The 18525-nt window shown below is 69.3% G+C and carries 16 protein-coding genes; 8 read left to right on the forward strand and 8 right to left on the reverse strand.

The window, feature by feature from the left end; genetic code table 11:
• Window positions 1-46: 46 nt before the first annotated feature.
• Window positions 47-2224 carry a hypothetical protein gene (locus KF837_06340; protein MBX3226910.1) on the reverse strand — a complete coding sequence of 726 codons (2178 nt, stop codon included), beginning with the start codon at window positions 2222-2224 and terminating at the stop codon, window positions 47-49.
• Window positions 2225-2439: 215 nt separating this feature from the next.
• On the opposite strand from KF837_06340, the gene KF837_06345 reads away from it, so the two are divergent.
• On the forward strand, window positions 2440-2718 hold the full coding sequence (locus KF837_06345; GenBank protein MBX3226911.1) for a helix-turn-helix transcriptional regulator: 279 nt from the start codon (window positions 2440-2442) through the stop codon (window positions 2716-2718).
• Between the two features lie 294 nt (window positions 2719-3012).
• Here the strand turns inward: KF837_06345 and KF837_06350 are convergent, their stop codons facing one another.
• Window positions 3013-3354, reverse strand: coding sequence for a hypothetical protein (locus tag KF837_06350; protein MBX3226912.1), 342 nt, complete (start codon window positions 3352-3354; stop codon window positions 3013-3015).
• 10 nt (window positions 3355-3364) lie between these two features.
• Complete coding sequence (locus KF837_06355) at window positions 3365-3577, reverse strand: biotin/lipoyl-binding carrier protein (GenBank protein ID MBX3226913.1); 213 nt, start codon at window positions 3575-3577, stop codon at window positions 3365-3367.
• 174 nt (window positions 3578-3751) lie between these two features.
• Here KF837_06355 and KF837_06360 point away from each other — a divergent pair, with 174 nt between their 5' ends.
• The 7 genes from KF837_06360 (at window position 3752) to KF837_06390 (ending at window position 9699) form a co-directional block, all read left to right on the forward strand.
• Window positions 3752-4483 (forward strand): hypothetical protein, encoded by a 732-nt coding sequence (locus KF837_06360; GenBank protein ID MBX3226914.1) that lies wholly within the window; start codon window positions 3752-3754, stop codon window positions 4481-4483.
• Between the two features lie 59 nt (window positions 4484-4542).
• The gene (gene pyrF / locus KF837_06365) at window positions 4543-5319 is read left to right on the forward strand and encodes an orotidine-5'-phosphate decarboxylase (protein ID MBX3226915.1); all 777 of its coding nucleotides are present in this window, start codon (window positions 4543-4545) and stop codon (window positions 5317-5319) included.
• A 111-nt stretch (window positions 5320-5430) separates the two neighbouring features.
• A complete protein-coding gene (gene rlmB / locus KF837_06370) occupies window positions 5431-6159 on the forward strand; it encodes a 23S rRNA (guanosine(2251)-2'-O)-methyltransferase RlmB (protein MBX3226916.1) in 729 nt (242 codons plus the stop codon).
• Between the two features lie 36 nt (window positions 6160-6195).
• Entirely contained in the window at window positions 6196-6819 is a 624-nt protein-coding gene (locus KF837_06375) for a hypothetical protein (GenBank protein MBX3226917.1), read from the forward strand.
• Entirely contained in the window at window positions 6816-7598 is a 783-nt protein-coding gene (locus tag KF837_06380; protein MBX3226918.1) for a crotonase/enoyl-CoA hydratase family protein, read from the forward strand. Before KF837_06375 ends, KF837_06380 begins: the two co-directional genes overlap by 4 nt.
• Before the next feature lie 272 nt (window positions 7599-7870).
• Window positions 7871-8998 (forward strand): serine protease, encoded by a 1128-nt coding sequence (locus tag KF837_06385; GenBank protein MBX3226919.1) that lies wholly within the window; start codon window positions 7871-7873, stop codon window positions 8996-8998.
• An 89-nt stretch (window positions 8999-9087) separates the two neighbouring features.
• Complete coding sequence (locus tag KF837_06390) at window positions 9088-9699, forward strand: hypothetical protein (GenBank protein ID MBX3226920.1); 612 nt, start codon at window positions 9088-9090, stop codon at window positions 9697-9699.
• Window positions 9700-9744: 45 nt separating this feature from the next.
• On the opposite strand, the gene KF837_06395 is transcribed toward KF837_06390, so the two are convergent.
• From KF837_06395 to dnaE, 5 genes are all read right to left on the reverse strand, one after another.
• Complete coding sequence (locus KF837_06395) at window positions 9745-11010, reverse strand: DUF4388 domain-containing protein (GenBank protein MBX3226921.1); 1266 nt, start codon at window positions 11008-11010, stop codon at window positions 9745-9747.
• Between the two features lie 190 nt (window positions 11011-11200).
• Window positions 11201-11647: a polymer-forming cytoskeletal protein gene (locus KF837_06400; GenBank protein MBX3226922.1), complete on the reverse strand. Its 447-nt coding sequence runs from the start codon at window positions 11645-11647 to the stop codon at window positions 11201-11203.
• 9 nt (window positions 11648-11656) lie between these two features.
• Window positions 11657-12988 carry a pentapeptide repeat-containing protein gene (locus tag KF837_06405; GenBank protein MBX3226923.1) on the reverse strand — a complete coding sequence of 444 codons (1332 nt, stop codon included), beginning with the start codon at window positions 12986-12988 and terminating at the stop codon, window positions 11657-11659.
• Between the two features lie 75 nt (window positions 12989-13063).
• Complete coding sequence (locus KF837_06410; protein MBX3226924.1) at window positions 13064-14734, reverse strand: hypothetical protein; 1671 nt, start codon at window positions 14732-14734, stop codon at window positions 13064-13066.
• A gap of 136 nt (window positions 14735-14870) precedes the next feature.
• Complete coding sequence (gene dnaE, locus KF837_06415) at window positions 14871-18485, reverse strand: DNA polymerase III subunit alpha (GenBank protein MBX3226925.1); 3615 nt, start codon at window positions 18483-18485, stop codon at window positions 14871-14873.
• Window positions 18486-18525 lie beyond the last annotated feature (40 nt).

Genomic DNA, 18525 nt, shown 5'->3' on the forward strand with positions numbered 1-18525 from the left:
GGGCCGCATGACCGACTCGGGTTTGCCCGATAGGGCGAAACCCGAGTCAGAACGTCTTCGCGAGCCCGAGGTTCAGGCCGACGGTCATGAAGTGATCGCTCCGCGCCGCGAGCCACGCCGGGATCGCGGGCCCCTCGTACGACACGGTCGTCAGCGGCATGCGTGTCGCCCCTTCGAGGCGGAGGCTCCAGTCCGGATGGAGCATCACGTCGAGCCCGACTCGTACCGACGGACCGATCGTCGTCCCCGTGACGTCGAGCGCGCCCTCCGGACGAATGCTCGGAGCGATCTTGAATTGCACGCTGTTGTGCTGAATGAGGAAGCCGGGAGAGAAGACGAGCGTGAGCCGCCGCGCGAGATAGAGCCCCTTCTCGAAGGAAAGCTCGATCGGGATCATCGACGCGATGATGTTCTCCCCGCCGTAGCCGGCCAGGTATGCGCCGCTGACGCGCAGCGCCACCTCCGACCAGCCGAGGAGCGACGACAGGTCGTAGCCGACGGACGCGCCACCGCCGAAGAACGCGGTCGGTGGAAGGAACCGCTGCGACCTCTCCTCCGTGAACGCGACCGACGAGCTGCTCGCGGTGACGGCGCCCGCGCTGACGAAGGGCGTCAGCGAGAGGCCGATCTGAGGATATTCGCTCAGCCGCGCGCCGTCGGTGATCTCACCGGCGCGAACGTCGAGGTACGACGGCTTCTCGTCGGCCGCGTCGCCGCCAGGCCCGAGGTCGATGACCTTGAGGTATCCGATACGATCGCCGCCGGCGTCGCGGATCTCGAAGCCGTAGCCGACGCGGACGCCTTCCGCTTCGCCGAGGTTCACCGCGAGCCCCTCCTTGCGGAACGAGAGGACACCGAAGAGCTTCCACCCTTCGACGCTGCGCGCCTCCTTCTGCAGGCTCCGCGCGAGCTGAAAGGCACGCACGCGCACCTCGCACGTGGTGACGTCGTCCGGCTCTCCGGTCCGCATCGCCTTCCGGCACGCGGCGCTCATCCGTTCGTCGATCGTCTCGGCCGCGTGCGTCACCGGCCCATCGCCCGCCGCGAAGCATGCCGGGACGCCTCCCCTTCCGGCGGCGATCTTCTCCGCGATGCAGCCTACGTCGGGGACGGCGCTGATCTGCTGCGGGAGCTGAGCCGCGGTGTCGATCGCGGCGACGAGGTCCACGCCACCGACCTGGATGTTGTTCGTGACGTCAGCGGCGGTCGAGGCCGCCGCGTCGCTCGCCCGGTCGGCGATGCCGGGAACACTCGCCGACACGACGGCGACCTTGCGGAACTGCGAGCCGTCGCGCTTGAAGATGGCGAGCGACGCGTTCACCTCGAGGTCGGGCGTCTTGACCGTCCGCTCACCGCCGTCCTTCGACTTGGCGCGATGCTCCGCCCACTTGATCGCGTGGCCGGTGACGACGGGGAACGCCACGTAGTCGGTGCAGCGAATCGAGTACCGCGCGAAGGCGGCCTCGCGCCGCCGGCGGTCGCCGTCGTCGTCGGCGTCGGAGATCGGCGTCGCGAGGAACGCTTCGACGTCGGCGATCGGCAGCGTCTCCGCCGACTCCCACCCGGGCTTCGCCGCGAGGTCGACGAGGACGTTGTCGAAGCGCGGCATGGGGAAGCGCGCGGCGAACACATCGCGCAGCAGGCGCGCGGGGCGTGTCTTGGCGACGCTGGGATCTTCCTCGAGCCGCTCCGCTCCACCAATCGCGAAGAGGACGAGGCGTTGCTTCTCGTATCGCGTCGCGCTCGTTTTCGTCGCACGCGGCGCGCAGAAGTCCAGGACCGCGCCCTTGATTCGAGGAGACGACGGCGACGCGCCGGCCCCGCTCGGCGGTTGTCTCGCGCCGGCCGGCTCGCCCTCCGTCACCGCTCTCTCTCCCGCGCCCTTCTCGCTCACGCCCTTCTCGCCTACGCCCTTCTCACCCGCAGCCTTCTCGCCCGCCACCTTCTCGCCCGCAGCCTTCTCACCACCAGCCTTCTCGACCACGCCCTTCTCGCCCGTCCCCTTCTCGCCCGCAGGTGGAGCTGTCGCCGCGGTGTTGGGTTGCGCGTGTTCCTCCGCGTAGGCGACCTCGGCCTCGGTCCCGACGCCCGCGTAGCGGGAGAGCCACACCTTCCAGCACGCGGTTGCGTCGCCGACCTTCTGCTGCGCCCGACAATCGGCGAATGCGGTCGTCGCTGCAGCGGGCTTCGGCGGAGGGCTCGTCGTCTGAGCGCTCGAGCTCACAGACGAGCTGAGCCCAAGCGCGGCACCGACCACGACGACCCCTCGATGCCGGCGGAGCGTGCACACGGCGATGTCACGGATCCACCCCATCCCACGCTTCTCTCATAAACCATAGTTCATGTCTACAAGACTCATCGTTCATCGTATGGACCGACGCACTACGAAATCCTCTCATCGTGCGTATCGGGACGGAGATCCGACGGCGACGAACATCGATGAGCTGGTCGCTCGAGGAGCTCGCCCATCGATCGGGTCTCTCGGCGCGCTACCTGAGCAGCGTGGAGAACGACAAGTCGGATCCGTCGCTCTCGACGCTGAGCGCGATCGGGCGCGCGCTCGGCGTGGACCCCGGCGAGCTGCTCGGCACGCGCGACCTCTCGCCGGCGGCGATGGAAGCCGGACGTGCGTTCGCCTCCTTGTCGCGCGATGCGCAGCGTACGGTCCTCGACCTGATGCGCCTCCTCAACCGCCGTACCGGCCGACGCGCGACGTAACTCGCAGCTCCCCGTTCACGTCGTGCGGTGCCGCGCTCTTCGTAGCCGTGATTTGGGCCCGCACGAGAAGCCGGCCTTTCGCCACGTCGTCGGTATGGGGCACTGGCAGGATCTGCCGTTCGCAACGCCTCGCGGCACCAACGCGCCAAAGCGACCTCCCACGCGCGCCCACGCCACGCGCACCCCTTGCTCGACGGCGCGGCCGTCGTTCGACCCGCCGCCGAGGTGCGCGAGATCGCATGCCACGCCCCTTGCTCGACGGCGGGGGCTCGACGTCACACGGTGACCGCTCGGTCAGGTGTCGGGCGCGGGCTCCTCGTCGTCGCCAGGGTCCTGACCTCCGCCGCTGCCGTCGCGACGGCGACCTCCCTCGCGGCCGCGGCCGCCCTCGCGGCCGTCGTCGTCGTCGTCGGTGCTCGCCTCCGGGGGGAGGCGGCCCGCCGCGCGGCTCGGATCGTCGGTGCAGCGGCGGGTCTTGTCCTGCTGCTCGATGCAGACGAGGCCCTCGCGGCAGTCGGTCGCCACGAAGCACTCGGCTCCGGCTCCCGCGAGCTTCGACGAGCCGCACGCCGCGAGCAGCCCCGTCGGCAGGAGCGCCCCGACGAGCACGAGCGTCGCGCGGCCTCGGCTCCTCATCCGACGATCATCACACGATCGTGAGGAGAAGATCGCCCTCGTTGACCGCCTGGCCCTCGGAACATGCGATCTTTTCGACCTTGCCCGCCTGCGGCGCCTCGACCGGCATCTCCATCTTCATCGACTCGAGGATGACGCAGGTCTGGCCCTCGGTCACGGTGTCCCCCTCCTTCACCTCGATCTTCCAGACCGTCCCCGTGATGTGTGCGTTCACGTTCGCCATGGTGGGCATCCTCTCCCGGGGCGCTCGTGAGGCGCAAGCAAAGGATCGGCGAACCTCGCGTGTTCGCGACATAACGTTTGCGAAGCCGCTCGGCCGCGGGTAACTTTTTTCTCCAAGGACCACGACATGGCGGAACAGAAAGAGTCCTCGGTTCTCTTCTCTCTCAAGGAGCTCATGAACCTTGAGGAGGACCGCATCAAGCAGGAGGACGCGGAGAAGAAGCGCAAGGCCGACGCCGAGGTGCAAGCGCGCCTCGACGCCGAGCGGAGCGCGCGCGAAGCCGAAGAGGCTCGCCTCAACGCCGAGCAGGAGCGCCGGCGCCAGGAAGACCAGCGGCAGCGCGAGGAGACCGCGCGCCTCGAGGCCATCCGGCAAGGCGAGGTCGAGCGTGCCCGCGTCGACGCCGAGAACCAGGCCCGGCACCGCGCGATGCAGCAGCAGCAGGACCACGAGCGTCAGCTCGCGGCCCTCTCGCAAGACAAGAAGAAGAAGCAGCTCACGTACGTCATCGTCGGCGTCGTCGCCGTCCTCATCTTCGGCGGCGCGGGCGGCGGCTACGCGTTCTGGTCGTCGCAGCAGGAGGCCGCGCGCATCCAGGCCCTCAAGGACGAGGAGATCGCCGCGAAGAACCAGCAGCTCGAGAAGCTGATGGCCGATCTCAAGACGCAGCAGGAGCAGATGACCGCCGCGCAGAGCGAGCTCGCGAACGCGAAGAGCGACGCCGACGTCGCGATCGCCAAGGCCAAGCTCGCCGAGGCGCAGAAGCAGCAGCAGCAGACGCAGGCGAACATCGCCGCCGTCCGCGCGGGCAAGGGCCCGAAGCCGGCCACCAACACGAGCAGCGGCGGCGGCAGCACGAAGTGCAACTGCCAGCCCGGCGACCCGCTCTGCGGCTGCGTGCAGTAAACGCGCTCGCCTCAACGCAGTCGAGCGCGTTGCTGGAAAGCTGATAGAAGCGATCGGTGATGTCCTCACCGGTCGCTTTTGCTTTGGACCTCCCTAGCCTCGCGGAGGCGCGCGACGCTGCGCGGGAGGTCGCGCCCGCGGTCGGGATGGTGAAGGTCGGCCTCGAGCTGTTCGTGCAGGCCGGCCCCGAGGCGGTGAAGATCGGGCGCGAGGTCGAGCGGCCCGTCTTCCTCGATCTCAAGCTCCACGACATCCCCGAGACGGTGGAGCGCGCGGTGGCGCAGGCCTCGAACCTCGGCGCGCGGCTCGTCACCGTGCACGCGAGCGGCGGGCGCGCGATGTTGCGGCGCGCGGTGAAGCGCGCGGAGACCGAGGGCGGGACGCTCGCGATCTGCGCGGTGACGATCCTCACGTCGCTCGACGACGGCGACCTCGACGACGTCGGCATCAACGTCACGCGCCGCGTCGCGCCGTTCAACCCCGCCGCGATCCGCGAGGCCGCCCCCGCGCCCGCGAAGGAGCCGTCGCGCGCGAGCCTCGCCGCGCTCGGCCTCGCCGAGCTCGCGTACGAAGAGGGCGTCCGCTGGTTCGTGTGCAGCGCGGCCGAGGTCGCGTCGCTCCGCGCGAAGCTCGGGCCCGGCGCGACGATCGTGACGCCCGGCATTCGTCCCGCCGACGCGAGCGCGGGCGATCAGAAGCGCGTCGCGACGCCCGAGCAGGCGATGAAGGACGGCGCCGACTGGCTCGTCGTCGGCCGCCCCATTCGCGACGCGGCGAACCGCCTGGAGGCCGCGCGCGCGATCGCCGAAGCCGCCGCCGCCGCACGCGCATCATGAGCCGCCTCGCCATGAGCCGCCTCGTCGCCGACCGCCGCGAAACGCGGGGGCGCGAGTGAGCCGCCTCGCCATGAGCCTCGTCGCCGACCGCCGCGAAACGCGGGGGCGCGGGTGAGCCGCCTCGTCACCGGCCTTCAGCCGGTCCGGGAGGCGATCCGCGTCCATGGCGAGCGCCTCGAGCGCGTGCTGGTGGAGGAGCGCGGCGGCCCCCAGATCGAAGCGGTCGCGCGCTTCGCGACGGATCGCGGCGCGACGGTGGTGCGCGTCCCGCGCGGCGAGCTCGACTCGCGGTCGAAGGGCGCGCGCCATCAAGGCGCGATCGCGTACGCGCCCGATCTCGCGCTCGTGGAGCTCGAGGACCTCATCGCCGACCTCGCGCGCCTCCGCGTCATCGTCGCGCTCGACGAGATCGAGGACCCGCAGAACTTCGGCGCGGTGATCCGCTCCTCCGTCGCCCTCGGCGCGGGCGCGATCGTCTGGCCCGAGCACCACTCGGCGCCGCTCTCTCCCGCGACGTTCCGCGCGTCGGCCGGCGCGGTCGAACACGCGAAGCTTTGCCGCGTGAGCTCCCTCGGCTCGGCGCTGGAGCGGCTCCATGCGGCAGGAGTGCGGTCGATCGGCCTCGACGCGAACGCCGACAAGGTCATCGCCGACGTCCCGGTCGACGGGCCCCTCCTCCTCGTCGTCGGCGCGGAGGGAAAAGGCCTGCGAAAACCGATCAAACGCGCCTGTTCCGAGCTCGCGCGCCTGCCCATGAGCGGCGCGATCGACTCCCTGAACGCCTCGGTCGCGGCCGGAATCGCCCTCTACGACCTGATCCGGCGCCAAGATCCAGCTTGAACGGCGCGGCGGAGATCAACTACCTTGCCGCGCAACATGAGCTTCGTAGCCAAGGGTCTCGGCCTCAGCCTCCTCGTCCTCGCCACCTCGCTCTACGCGTGCGGCGACAACAAGCCCCCGCCCGCCGCCCCGGAGACGCCCCCGGCGTCCGAGGGAGACGGAGGCGCTGACATGCCGGGCACGGCCGACGGCGCAGACGGTGGCACGGCCGCCGCCGAGCCCGCCCCGCCCCCCGCGCCGAAGCTCGATCTTCCGGCCGAGTCGGCGAAGCTCAAGGTGAAGCTGAAGGGCAAGGCGACGGAGATCGAGATCAAGTCCGACGGCACGGTCAACACCGCCGGCAAGCCGACCCACAAGGTCACGGGCATGGAGCTCCAGGACAAGGACGGCAAGGGGCTCCTCAAGGCCGACGTCGACGGCAACATCACGAACGGCGAAGGCGCGGCGTACGCGAAGTTCGATGGCGACGACCTCGCTGGCCTCGACGGCTCGAAGTTCACCGTCGCGGACGAGGGCGTGTCCCAGATCGACGCGAAGGGCAAGAAGACGGCGCTCGGCACGGCCGAGGGCATCGGCTCCGCGAAGAAGGCGTCGGCGCTTGTCGTCGCGTACAGCGTGTGGGGCGCCAAGCCGCCCGCGGCTCCCAAGCCGAAGAAGTGAGCGCGGACTCCGTCCGGACCGAAAAAAACGGGACGGTCACGACGATCGTCCTCGCGCGGCCGGCGGTGAAGAACGCCGTCGACCGCGCCGCCGCGGAGGCCCTTTCGCAGGCTTTTCGCGAATTCGACGCTGATCCCGCTTCGCACGTCGCCGTCCTCTACGGGGAGGGCGGCGTGTTCTGCGCGGGGGCCGATCTGAGCGGCGTCGCGAAGGGGCTCTCGCACGCGAACCGAGTCTCGCCGGAAGGCGACGGACCGCTCGGGCCGACGCGGATGTTCCTCTCGAAGCCGGTGATCGCGGCGGTGGAGGGCCACGCCGTTGCGGGCGGGCTCGAGCTGTCGCTGCTCTGCGACCTGCGCGTCGCGGACGAGACCGCCGTATTCGGTGTATTCTGCAGGCGTTTCGGCGTCCCCCTCATCGACGGCGGGACGGTGCGCCTCCCGCGCCTCATCGGCCTCTCGCGCGCGCTCGACCTGATCCTCACCGGCCGCGCGGTGGACGCCGAGGAGGCCCTCGCGATCGGGCTCGCGAACCGCGTCGTCCCGAAGGGCACCGCGCGCGCGGCGGCGGAGGAGCTCGCGGCGCAGATCGCGGCGTTCCCGCAGCGTACGATGCGCGGCGATCGCCGGAGCGCGTACGAGTCCCTCGCCCTCCCGCTCGATCGCGCCATCGCGAACGAGTTCGCGATCGGCCTCGAGTCACTCGCGAGCGGCGAAGCGGTCGCCGGCGCGACCTCGTTCAAGAGCGGCAAGGGCCGGCACGGCACCTTCGGCGACTGATTCTTCAACGCTGCCCGCCTGGCATTTGCAACATTCTGCCGCAATTCGTTGGGGACGACGTCACTGAAAATTTCCTGAACCGCACGCCAAGTGTGCGTCGTTGTTCGAGAATTCGTGACCTTCATGCACCCACATGAGCGCTGGAAATCGCGTTCGGAAGCGTCGATCCAGGCACCCATGATCAAACCGTGCACGTGCGGGATTCGCGCGTGAATCGCGATCGGCCCGCAACTTGAAGTAGCTCGTCTCCGATGCGCCTCGCACTTGCTCTCGTGGTTGCCACTGTCGCCGTCGGTTGCTCGAGCGCCGTCACCGAGCCGGACGAGAAGGGCGACACCGCTTCGCTCATCGTCGGCGGCACCGCGGCGAGCATCGAGGCGTGGCCGGGCATGGCGCAGCTCGAGACGGCGCAGGGTCCGCAGTGCGGCGCGACCCTCATCGCGCCGGAGTGGGTCGTCTCCGCTGCGCACTGCTTCAACGTCGGGCAGCGGAACGGCGGTTGGACGCGCGTCGCGTTCGGTCGCCAGAACAGCAACGCCGGCGGCGGCGAGGTCGTCACCGTCGCGCAGGCGTTCCAGCACCAGCAGTACAGCGACGCGACGATGAACAACGACATCGCGCTCATCAAGCTCTCGCGCCCGGTGACGCGTCAGCCGGCGAAGGTCATGACCGCGTCCGACTGGGCGACGCTCGGCAAGGCCGGCACGCAGCTCACCGTCGTCGGCTGGGGCGCGACGCGCGAAGGCGGCAACATGGTGGCGGACCTCCGCCAGGTCACCGTCCCGCTCATCGGCAACGCGGAGTGCGCGAGCATGAACATCGCGGGCGCGACGCTCGGTGAGAAGATGCTCTGCGCGGGCTTCCCGAACGGCGGCCGCGACGCGTGCCAGGGCGACAGCGGCGGCCCGCTCTTCATGCCGGTCGGCGGCACGCCGGTGCAGGTCGGCATCGTCAGCTTCGGCGAAGGCTGCGCGCGCGCGAACGCGCCGGGCATCTACACGCAGATCGCGGGCTACTACGATTGGATCAACCAGAACACGAACAACGCGCTCGGTCCGGCGACGCCCCCGCCGACGCAGCCGACGACGCCCGACAGCACGACGTCGAACGACACGGAGGAGTCTCCGGTCGAGACGCAGCCGACCAACACGGGCGACGTCGACACGACCACGGGCGACGTCGACGAGCCGACCGGCAGCAGCGACGACGACGAGGACGACGAGGACGAGCCCACCCCGAAGCCGAAGAAAAAGAAGAAGAAGTCAGCGCGCTCCGCGGCCTACCAGACGCAGGGCTGCGCGATGACGACGGGCCTCCCGACCACCGGCAGCGCCGGCTCCGCAGCGGGCCTCCTCCTCCTCGGCGTCGCGCTCGTCCACCGCCGCCGCCGCGCGAGCTGAGCTCACGGCTCGTCGACCTCGAAGCAGTAGACGCGCCCGTCGCGATCGTGCGTGGTACGGTCAGGGGTTCGTCATCGCTGGAGGCTCGAATGACTCGCGTTTTTCTGACCTTGCTTGGTGCTGGGCTGCTGGGGCTCGCTTGCAGCTCGTCTGACGACGGCGGCTCGCCCTCCTCGTCTTCAACGTCGTCGTCCTCGTCCTCGTCGTCGTCGTCCTCCTCCTCGTCGACGTCCGCTTCGTCGTCGGCGTCCTCTTCGGGGACGAACCCCGCGAGCGCGGTCGGGACGATCGAGGTCACGCTCGATGGTGCGCCGATCGAGCTGAAGGGCGCGACCGGCGCGATGTTGAGCAACAACTCGTCGCTCCTGAGGTTCTTCCGCAACAGCTTCGAAGGCGACCGGGACCCGGAGTCGACCGATCCGTTCAGCACGATCGAGATCCTCTTCGAAGAGACGAAAGGGCTGAAGCCCTTCGTCCTGCCCGACACGAACAACGGTCAGAAACGGCGCGCGGTGCTGAGCCACGGCCTCGAATACCGGTCGTCGATCGCGAACGCCAAGACGAAGAGCGACACGTTCAAGTACGAGGACGGACGGATCAAAGGCGCGTGGACGTTCGACGCTCCCGCCGGTGGACCGACCCAGCCGCTCCACGAAATCGTCGTCACCGTCGACGTCGCGGTGCCGGAGGAGATCCGCTAGCCGCGAAGGGCGTAGCGCGAAGCGCGAGGCACGGAACGCCCGGCGCTACGCCGCGCCGCGGGAGAAGGGCGCGGGCTCGAGCAGCGGGCGGAGGGGCTTCAAGAGCTCCATCACCTGCTGCGTGAGCGCGGCCTGGGCGTCGCGCGGGAGGAGCGACTCGGCCTGGAAGAGCGCGAAGCCGACGTAGTCGTTCATGAGGCCGACGAGCCAGGCGTCGGGATCGTCGCCCGCGAGCATCGCGATGTTGCTCGCGATGCGGGTCGGCTTCAGGGTGCCGTCGACCGAGGCCGGGCCCGCGCCCATGAAGAGCGGATCGTAGACGCCGCCGCCGGTCGCGAAGCGCGCGAGGCCCTCGCGGAGCTCGGGCCCCTTCCCCGCCTCGTCGCACTTCTCGTGGATCGCCGCGAGCGCCGGGTTGAACGCCTCGACGATCGCCTCCGGTCCGCGCGGGCGCGGGGCGATGACGTACGCGCAGCCGCCGGCGACGAGCTGGAACGACGCGCGCGTGATCTCGAACTCGAGCTGCCCGATCGCGCGGCCGATGTCGGCGATGCTCTTCACGCCGTCCATCTTGCCGAAGACCTCGGCGAGCTCGTCGGGCGGCTTGCGCCCCGGCACCGGCACCGGGATGAAGCTGTCGTTCGGGATCTTCTCGCGGAAGAACCGCATCTCATCCATGCGCCGCGCCGCCTCCATCAGGAGGCCGCCCGCGTTGAGGTTGTGACGGCGGATGATGTTCTTCTCTTCGTAGCGATCGAAGAAGTAGAACGCGCCTTCGCTGACCTGGACCGCGGAGTAGAAGATCTCCTCCACCTGCCGCGCCATCATCGCGTAGAGCGTGTCGGCGGGGACCATCCCGAGGTCGATCGCGGTCTCGCCGAGGCGCTTGTTCGTCTCGGCGCTCGTCATGACGACCTTCTCGAGCTGCTCGCGCGTGAGGACGCCGAAGCGATAGAGCGTCTCGCCGATGCGCTCCTCCGCCACCGTCGTCGACGCGTGGATGACGGAGCCGTGATCGAAGTAGAACGAGCGCGTGCCCGCCTCCGCGAGGACGATGAGCTCGCCGATCCATTGCGACTGCGCCGCGAGCGCGACGATGTCCGAGAGCGCGCCCGGCGTGCGGATCTCGCCCGCGAGCTTGAGCACCGCGTCGCCGCTGCTCATGCTCCGCGCGATGATGAGATCGCGCGGCGACGCGATGAGGCGCCACTCCCCCGCCCGCGGACGCAGCTGCTGGCTCGCGACGCGCCCGAGCGGATGAACCGTCCCGGTCCCGTCGATGCGCAACAGGTCGTCGCGATCCGAGGCCATGCCTCCCTAACCTATCAGGTCGCAGCGCGATTGGGTGACGCTTGGACGCGAGCGGAAAGGCATGCGCGAGTCGAAGCTCGAACGCTACGGTTCTCCCTCTCGGGGGTCCGGGGCGGCGCAGCGCGCTTCGCGCGGAGAGGCCCCGGCGGGGTGAGCTCGAGAGGGGCTGGCCCCTCTCGAACAAGAAAACTCAGCTCTCGGCAGGCGGCGGGACGCTCTTGCCGTTGTCGCTCTTGTCGCCTTCCTTCGCGTCCTTCGCAGCCGCTTTTTCTCGGGTCGGCTGCTCCCCAACCTCTAATTCGGTCTCGCCGAAGACGACCTGCATCTTGCCGGCGGTGGAGGACAGCTTCACCTCGAGCGACTTCGCGCGGATGATCGTGTTGTCCTTCACCGAGCCCGACAGCTGGATCTTCTCCACGTCGAACTCGCCCGCGAGCGAGCCCTCGCTCTTCAGCTCACCCGCCTTCACCTTGCCCGAGACGGTGCCGCTCCCGGCGACCGTCAGCGACGGTGCCTGCACGTCTCCTTCGATCCCGCCCTTCACGAGGACGGGGCAGGTCGAGGACATGGAACCTTTGAACGTGGTCCCCTCTTCGACCAGCGTACGTTTTTCGGTCGCCGAACTCAGGTTGCTCATGTCGCTCTCCTACCTTTTGCCCTTACCGCCGCCGGAACCATTGCCGCCACCGCTCTCGGCCGGCGTATTCGACTTCGTGATCTTCATGCGGAGCTGACAGCCGGGCTCGAACGCGAACCGCGTGTTCTCGGCCGGCTGCTGCACCGCTCCAACCATGGCGCCCGTCGACGAGATGACGAGCGAGTGCGCGCCGACGATCGCCGGCCCGCTCTGCTTCTTGCCCGCCGGCTTGCCGTCGAGCGTGTCGAAGAACTTCCCCTTGATCGTGATGTTGCCCGCGCCGGTGATCTGGCACCCGGCCAGCATGCCCTCCGCGCCGATGAGGAGCTCGGTGCCGCGACCGAGCGCGATCGTGCACGACTCGAAGAGGCTCTCGATCTCGACCGTCGCGCCCTCGTCGAACTGGAGCGACGCGTTGCGGAGCACGTCGCCGCGGCCGAAGAAGCGGTGGTTCGCGGCGCGCGCCTCGTGCACCGCCGCCGCCGGCGTGCGCGGCAGCTCGCCGGAGAGCACGCCCTGCACCTGGCCCGCCGCGACGCGGACGGAGCCGTCGGCGTTCGGGCTGTTGTCGAGCCAGTCCGCCTTGATGCCGGAGAGCTGCGCGCCCTTCGCGGTGAGGCCGTGGACCTTCGCGCCGGTGAGGTTCGCGCCTTCGAGCTTCGCGTCGGTGAGCGTCGCGTTGCGGAGGTCCGCGTTGGTGAGGTCGGCGTTGGCGAGGTTCGCCTTGCCGAGGTCGACCTTCGAGAGCACCGCGCCGACGAGCTTCACGCCGCGCGCCTTGATCCCGCGCATCTGCGCGTCGGCGAGCGTCGCGCCGGTGAAGTCGCCGTCCTCGAGGTTCGAGTCGTTGAGGTTGGCGTTCGTCAGCTCCGCCTTCATCATCTTGACGGCGCCGAGGTAGCACTCGCCGAGATCTGCGTGCGTGAGGACGGCGCCGGCGACGTCGGCGCCGCCGAGGTTCGCGAGATCGAGCTGGGCGTGGGTGAGGCGCGCGCCGGAGAGGTTCGCTCCCTGGAGGTTCGCGCCTTCGAGGTTGGCGCGCGACAGGTTCGCGCCCGCGAGCTGCGCGCGCTGGAGGTTCGCGCCTTCGAGGTCCGCGTTGTCCAGGTTCGCGTCGCGCAGGTCCGCGCCGGAGAGGAACGCCTCGCAGAGGTTCGCGCTCTTCAGGTTCGCGTTGCGGAGCTTCGCGCCTTCGAGGTTGGCGCCGACCATGTCGCAACGACGGAAGCTCGCGCCTTCGAGGATGGCGTTCGCGAGGTTGATGCCGGAGAGATCCGCGCGATCGATCTTCTCGCCGCGTTTGACTTTGCTGACGACGGCATCCGCGGTGAGCTCGGCCATGACGTTTTCTTTCTCGACGATGAGGAGAACGAAGTTATCTGCTTCGCGTTAGGAGTTTCAACACCGAAGTCGCAGTCAGCCTTCGGGCGAGCGGTACTTGTCGGCAGCTTCTTCCAGGTAGTCGGAGAGCTGGGTGATGCGTTGGGCGAAGGGGACCTTTTCGATCCCCTGGAGGCGGTCGACCTCGCCGAAGCGGGCGAGGAGGACGCTGATCTCGAGCCAGGCTTCTTCGCGGCCCTTGAAGTGCTCGCGCTTCTTCGCCTTCGCGTCGGAGCCCCAGCCGTTGGCCGCGTCTTCGTAGCCGTCGTGATGGGTCTTGAGCTCCTTCGCGAGCGCGGCGAGGCGTTCGCGCTCGGCCGCGCGCGCGTCGGTGGGCGACGAGGCCTTGAGCTCGTTGCGGTAGGCGTCGACGCGCTCGACGATGCGCGTCGCGACCTCGAGCGGGATGCCCGCGACATGGGAGATGTCGTTCGCGTTCGCCTCGAACAGCACGGTGAGGCTCGTGAGGCCGGCGGCGTGGAGCTTGTCGATCGTGACCTTGCGCACGTCCGGGATCTGGAGGAGCAGCGCCTGCACGATGACGGCCTCGCGCTGCGTCTTGTCGCGATCGAGCGCGAAGGCCTGCGGGAGGATGTCGACGAGCGCGTTGTACGTCTCGAGGAGGCGCTGCTTCTCGACGCTGTCGAGCATCTGTCCGCCGGCCTCGTTCGATCGATCGAGCTCGATCGCGAGCTTGCCGAGGGCGACCTCGAGCTCGGCGAGCTCGAGCCGCTCCGCCGCGCGCCGCAGCGTGCGCACGGGCGGCAGACAGATGTGGATCCAGTCGCGCGTGACCTCGCCCCACTTCACGTCGATCATGAAGTCGCGCACGTGGCGCATGTGGTTCGCGGCGAGCTCGGAGAAGAGCTCGCGCACGGGCTGGAGATCGAGGACGAGGCGGCCGGGCTGCGACTGCACGTCCTCCGAGACGAGCGCGTCGAAGGCGGAGGCGATCGAGCCGTCGTCGAAGTCGTCGAGGACGCCCTGCGCCTGCGCCGGCGGCGGGCGCGGCGACGGCGGCGCGGTCGAGATGTGCTCGCCGAGCGCGATCGCGGCGAGCTGCTGCGAGGCGCGCGACGGCCTCGGCAGCCCCGCGCGCGCCGAGGCGGGCGCCGGCTCGTCGAACTTGGGGACGATCGAGTCGGGGATGCGGTCGACCGTGTCCACCGGCGCGGCGCCGGAGGCTTGCGGCGCCGGCATCGCGCGCTGGGTCGGGAAGCGGGGCGCGGGGCGCGCGGGGAACGCGGCGGCGGGGGTGCCCGGGCGCGGGAGGTTCGGGCGCGGAGGGACGTGCGCGCCGAGGTTCGGGCCGGTGACGGCGGACGCGCCGAGCGGGCGACCGAAGGTGCCGCCGGTCGGCGAGGTCAGCGTCGCGCGCGGCGGATCGGGCTTCGTCGCGACGGCGGGCGCGGTGCCCGGCTTCGGCGAAGGCTGCGGCGTCGGCGGACCGACCTGCGCGGCGAGCCCGGTGCGCGAGCTGCGGGGGCTGCTGCTCGGAGGCTCGGGCTTCACCGCGGGCATGCGCATCGTCGAGTCGATCCGTGTCTGCGCGGTGTCCTCGTCGCTGTCGGAGAGCGAGTAGCGACCGGGCGACGGGCGACCTGCCTTCTTCTCTCCCGACGTCGAGGGCTCGACCGCCGCGCGGCTACCCGACTCTTCGACGGGCGGCGGCGCATTGTCGTCGGGCGACCGCGAAGTCGAGCTCATGTCGCCGTCCTCGCGAGATCGTGCCGCACTCTTCGAGCATAACAGCGTCTTTCCCGTTCCTCGTCTCACGAAATCGCATCGTCGTCGCGAATCGTCGCGCGGAGTCGGGCACGGAACGTGCTCGCCGTAGCTTTTGCTAACGAAGCTCGGCGACCTGCTCGCCGAAGATCTTCTCGAGGCCGGAGAGGACTTCGTCGCTGACTTCGACCCGGAAATCCCGGCCGAGCGAGAGCAGCGCCTCGGCGCCGTCTTTCATCGCGAGGACCAGCGACACGGGACAATTCCCCTCCGACTTGCCGAGGACGGCCGCCATGCGGTCGAGGTGGGCCGGCGTCGTCTTCTCGGCGAGCAGCCGAATGGCGACCGCCTTCGTATCTCGCTTGACGGACTCGGAGAGGAGCGTCGCCTCGTTGATGAAGAGCGTCGGCTCGCGCGGACCTTCCTCCGCGCCGTCGTCCTCGCCGTCGTCGCGCCGCGGGAAGCTGACCTTGGCGGTGAGGAGCACCGGCTCGCCGCTCGTGAGCGTCGGCGCGAGCTGATCGATCTGGTTGCCGCGCACCTTGCACGTGACGCGGCCGGTGAGGTCCTCGAGCTCGAGGAACGCGACCTTGCCTCCGCCGTCCTTGAAGATGCGCTCGCGGTAGCCCTCCACCGTGCCGACGACCTTCACGAGCGCCCAGTCTTTCATCGTCGAGAGCGAGTTGATCGGCACCGCGTCGAGCTTCGCGAGCCCGCCCGTCCCGCGCACGTACCGCTCGAGCGGGTGCCCGGAGACGAAGAAGCCGAGGGCCTTCTGCTCGCGCACGAGCATCTCGCGCCGGTCCCACGGCTCGGCGCGTTTGTAGCCGCCGGCCGCGGGGGCGCCCCCGTTCGCGGTCTTCGGCGGCGCGGCGTCGAAGAGCCCGAAGAGGTTGGTCTGCCCGCGCTCGCGGTCGCGGCTCGCCGCGCGCGACCGCTCGAGCGCGATGTCGATCGACTCGAACGCGTCCGCGCGCGTGATGCCGCGCGACGCGAGGGTGGAGTCGAACGCCCCGCACTGCACGAGCGCCTCGAACACGCCTTTGTTCACGCGCTTCGCGTCGACGCGCGACGCGAAGTCGAAGAGGTCGACGAACGGCCCGCCTTCCTTCCGCGCCTCGAGCAGCGCCTCGAGCGCGGCGCCGCCGAGCCCGCGCACCGCCCCGAGCCCGAACCGGATCTGCGGCCCGCACCGATCGCGCGCGACGCTGCTCTTCGCGTTGCGAGGGATCTTCTTGTCCCCGTTCGGATGCGTGTAGACGACCTTGAAATCGATGTCGCTCTCGTTCACGTCGGGCGGGAGCACGGTGACGCCCATCGCGCGCGCGTCGGCGATCGTGCGGACGACCTTGTCGATCTTCTCCTTGTCCGACGTCATGATCCCGCAGAGCAGCTCCGCGGGGTAATGCGCCTTCAGGAACGCGGTCTGGTACGTGATCAGCGCGTACGCGGCGCTGTGACTCTTATTAAACCCGTAACCCGCGAAATACTCGAGTAGCCCGAAAATCCTGTCTGCGTCCTCCTCCGTGACGCCGTTGTTCAGGGAGCCCTCGACGAAGATGCCCTTTTGTTTGGCCATCTCCTCGGGCTTCTTCTTGCCCATCGCGCGGCGGAGGAGGTCGGCGCCGCCGAGGGAGTAGCCCGCGAGCGCCTGCGCGATCTGCATGACCTGCTCCTGGTAGACGATGACGCCGTAGGTCGGGACCAGGATGTGGTCGACCTTGTCGTGCATCTGCGCGATGGGCTTCCGGCCGTGCTTGCAGTCGACGAAGTCCTTCACCATGCCGGTGCCGAGCGGGCCCGGGCGGTAGAGCGCCACCGCCGCGACGATGTCCTCGAACGCGTCCGGCTGCAGGTCCTTGAAGAGCTGCTGCATGCCGCTCGACTCGAGCTGGAACACGCCCTTCGTCTCGCCCGACGCCATCAGCTGGTAGCTCGCGCGGTCGTCGAGGCCGATCGTGTTGATGTCGAACTTGTCCTTGCCCTCTTTTCCTTGCTGGTCGGGGCGCGCGTGGATGCGCGCCTGCGCGATGTCGATGACGGTGAGCGTCTTCAGGCCGAGGAAGTCGAACTTGACGAGGCCCGCCTGCTCGACGTCGTCCTTGTAGTACTGCGTGATGAAGCCTTCGCTCTTGCCGTCCTTGAAGACCGGGACGTGGTCCCAGAGCGGGCCCTCGCTGATGACGATGCCGGCCGCGTGCTTGCCGGCATGGCGCGTGAGGCCCTCGAGCTTGATCGCCTCGTCGAGGAGCTGCTTGATCTTCGGCTCGGTCTCGTAGCGCGCCTTCAGCTTCGGCTCGATGCCGAGGCTCTCCGTGATCGTGTACGTCTCCGCCGGCGTCTTGTTCGGGATCAGCGAGGCGACCTGCTGCGCCTCGAACGGCGGGATCGCGAGCGCGCGCGCGACGTCCTTGATGACGCTCTTCGCCTTCAGCTCGGCGAAGGTCGCGATCTGGCCGACGCTCGTCTCGCCGTATTTCTTCTGCACGTACTGGATGACGCGCTCGCGCTTGTCCATGCAGAAGTCGACGTCGAAGTCGGGCATCGAGACGCGCTCGGGGTTGAGGAAGCGCTCGAAGAGGAGGTTGAACGGGATCGGATCGAGGTCCGTGATCCGCATCGCGTACGCGACGATGGAGCCGGCGCCGGAGCCGCGGCCGGGGCCGACCGGGACCCCGTTCTCTTTCCCGAACCGGATGAAGTCCCAGACGATGAGGAAGTAGCCCGGGAACTTCATCTGGCAGATGACGTCCGCCTCCCAGGCGAGGCGCTTCCGGTACGCGTCCTTGTCGACGGTCTTGCCGACCGCCTCGAACTCGGCGAAGCGCGCCTCGAGCCCGTCGGCCGCGACCTTGCGGAAGTAGGTCGGCTCGTCCATCCCCTCCGGGACGCCGAAGGAGGGGAGCATCGGGTTGCCGAGCTTCAGCTTCAGCTGGCACTTCTCGGCGATCTCGAGCGTCGCCTTGATCGCCTCCGGCTCGTCGGGGAACGCCGCGCTCATCTCCGCCGGCGTCTTGAGGAACATCTCGTGCGAGCCGTGGTGCCGCTCCTTCGCCTCCTCGAACGAGCGCCCGGTCTTGATGCACGTCAAGAAGAGGTTCGCGTCCGCGTCGTCCTTCGTGCCGTAGTGGACGTCGTTCGTCGCGACGAGCGGGAGGTCCCAGCGCTTCGCGAGGTCCTTGAGGATGCCCTTCAGGATCGGCTGCTCGGGGAGACCGTGGTCCTGCAGCTCGACGTAGAGCGAGCCCGGCTCGAACATCTCCTTGAGCTGCCCGAGCATCTTCGCGCCCGCCTCCGGGCCTTGCTCGAGGATGCTCTGCGCGACGAGCCCGCCCATGCAGCCGGTGAGGCCGATGAGGCCCTTCGTCTTGCCGTCGAGCGCGGACAGCGGCACGCACGGGACGCCGGGAGGGCCGCCCGGATCGGGCTCGACGTAGCCGCGCGACACGAGCGCGACGAGGTTCTTGTAGCCCTCCTCCGTCGCCGCGAGCAGCGGCAGGTGGTGGCCGTGGCCGTTCACGACCACCTCGAGCTCGGCGCCGAGGATCGACTTGATGCCCGCGTCCTTCGCCGTCTTGTAGAAGGAGATCGCGCCGAACATGTTGCCGTGATCGGTCAGCGCGACCGCGTTCATCCCCTGCTTCTGGACGAGCTTGCAGAGGTTCTTCACCTTCAGCGCGCCGTCCAGCATCGAGTACTGCGAATGGACGTGCAGGTGAACGAACTCGCTCATCGCGGGCGATAGGAGCTACCAAGCTTTGTGCGCGCTGGAA

This window comes from Labilithrix sp., from assembly GCA_019637155.1.
Taxonomy (GTDB): Bacteria; Myxococcota_A; Polyangia; order Polyangiales; family Polyangiaceae; genus Labilithrix.

Excerpts from the sequence above, each read along its gene's own strand:
- KF837_06345 (MBX3226911.1), top strand. The coding sequence starts at position 2,440 with ATGAGCTGGTCGCTCGAGGAGCTCGCCCATCGATCGGGTCTCTCGGCG.
- KF837_06350 (MBX3226912.1), bottom strand. The coding sequence starts at position 3,354 with ATGAGGAGCCGAGGCCGCGCGACGCTCGTGCTCGTCGGGGCGCTCCTG.
- KF837_06355 (MBX3226913.1), bottom strand. The coding sequence starts at position 3,577 with ATGGCGAACGTGAACGCACACATCACGGGGACGGTCTGGAAGATCGAG.
- KF837_06360 (MBX3226914.1), top strand. The coding sequence starts at position 3,752 with ATGAACCTTGAGGAGGACCGCATCAAGCAGGAGGACGCGGAGAAGAAG.
- pyrF (MBX3226915.1), top strand. The coding sequence starts at position 4,543 with ATGTCCTCACCGGTCGCTTTTGCTTTGGACCTCCCTAGCCTCGCGGAG.
- KF837_06375 (MBX3226917.1), top strand. The coding sequence starts at position 6,196 with ATGAGCTTCGTAGCCAAGGGTCTCGGCCTCAGCCTCCTCGTCCTCGCC.
- KF837_06390 (MBX3226920.1), top strand. The coding sequence starts at position 9,088 with ATGACTCGCGTTTTTCTGACCTTGCTTGGTGCTGGGCTGCTGGGGCTC.
- KF837_06395 (MBX3226921.1), bottom strand. The coding sequence starts at position 11,010 with ATGGCCTCGGATCGCGACGACCTGTTGCGCATCGACGGGACCGGGACG.
- KF837_06400 (MBX3226922.1), bottom strand. The coding sequence starts at position 11,647 with ATGAGCAACCTGAGTTCGGCGACCGAAAAACGTACGCTGGTCGAAGAG.
- KF837_06405 (MBX3226923.1), bottom strand. The coding sequence starts at position 12,988 with ATGGCCGAGCTCACCGCGGATGCCGTCGTCAGCAAAGTCAAACGCGGC.
- KF837_06410 (MBX3226924.1), bottom strand. The coding sequence starts at position 14,734 with ATGAGCTCGACTTCGCGGTCGCCCGACGACAATGCGCCGCCGCCCGTC.
- dnaE (MBX3226925.1), bottom strand. The coding sequence starts at position 18,485 with ATGAGCGAGTTCGTTCACCTGCACGTCCATTCGCAGTACTCGATGCTG.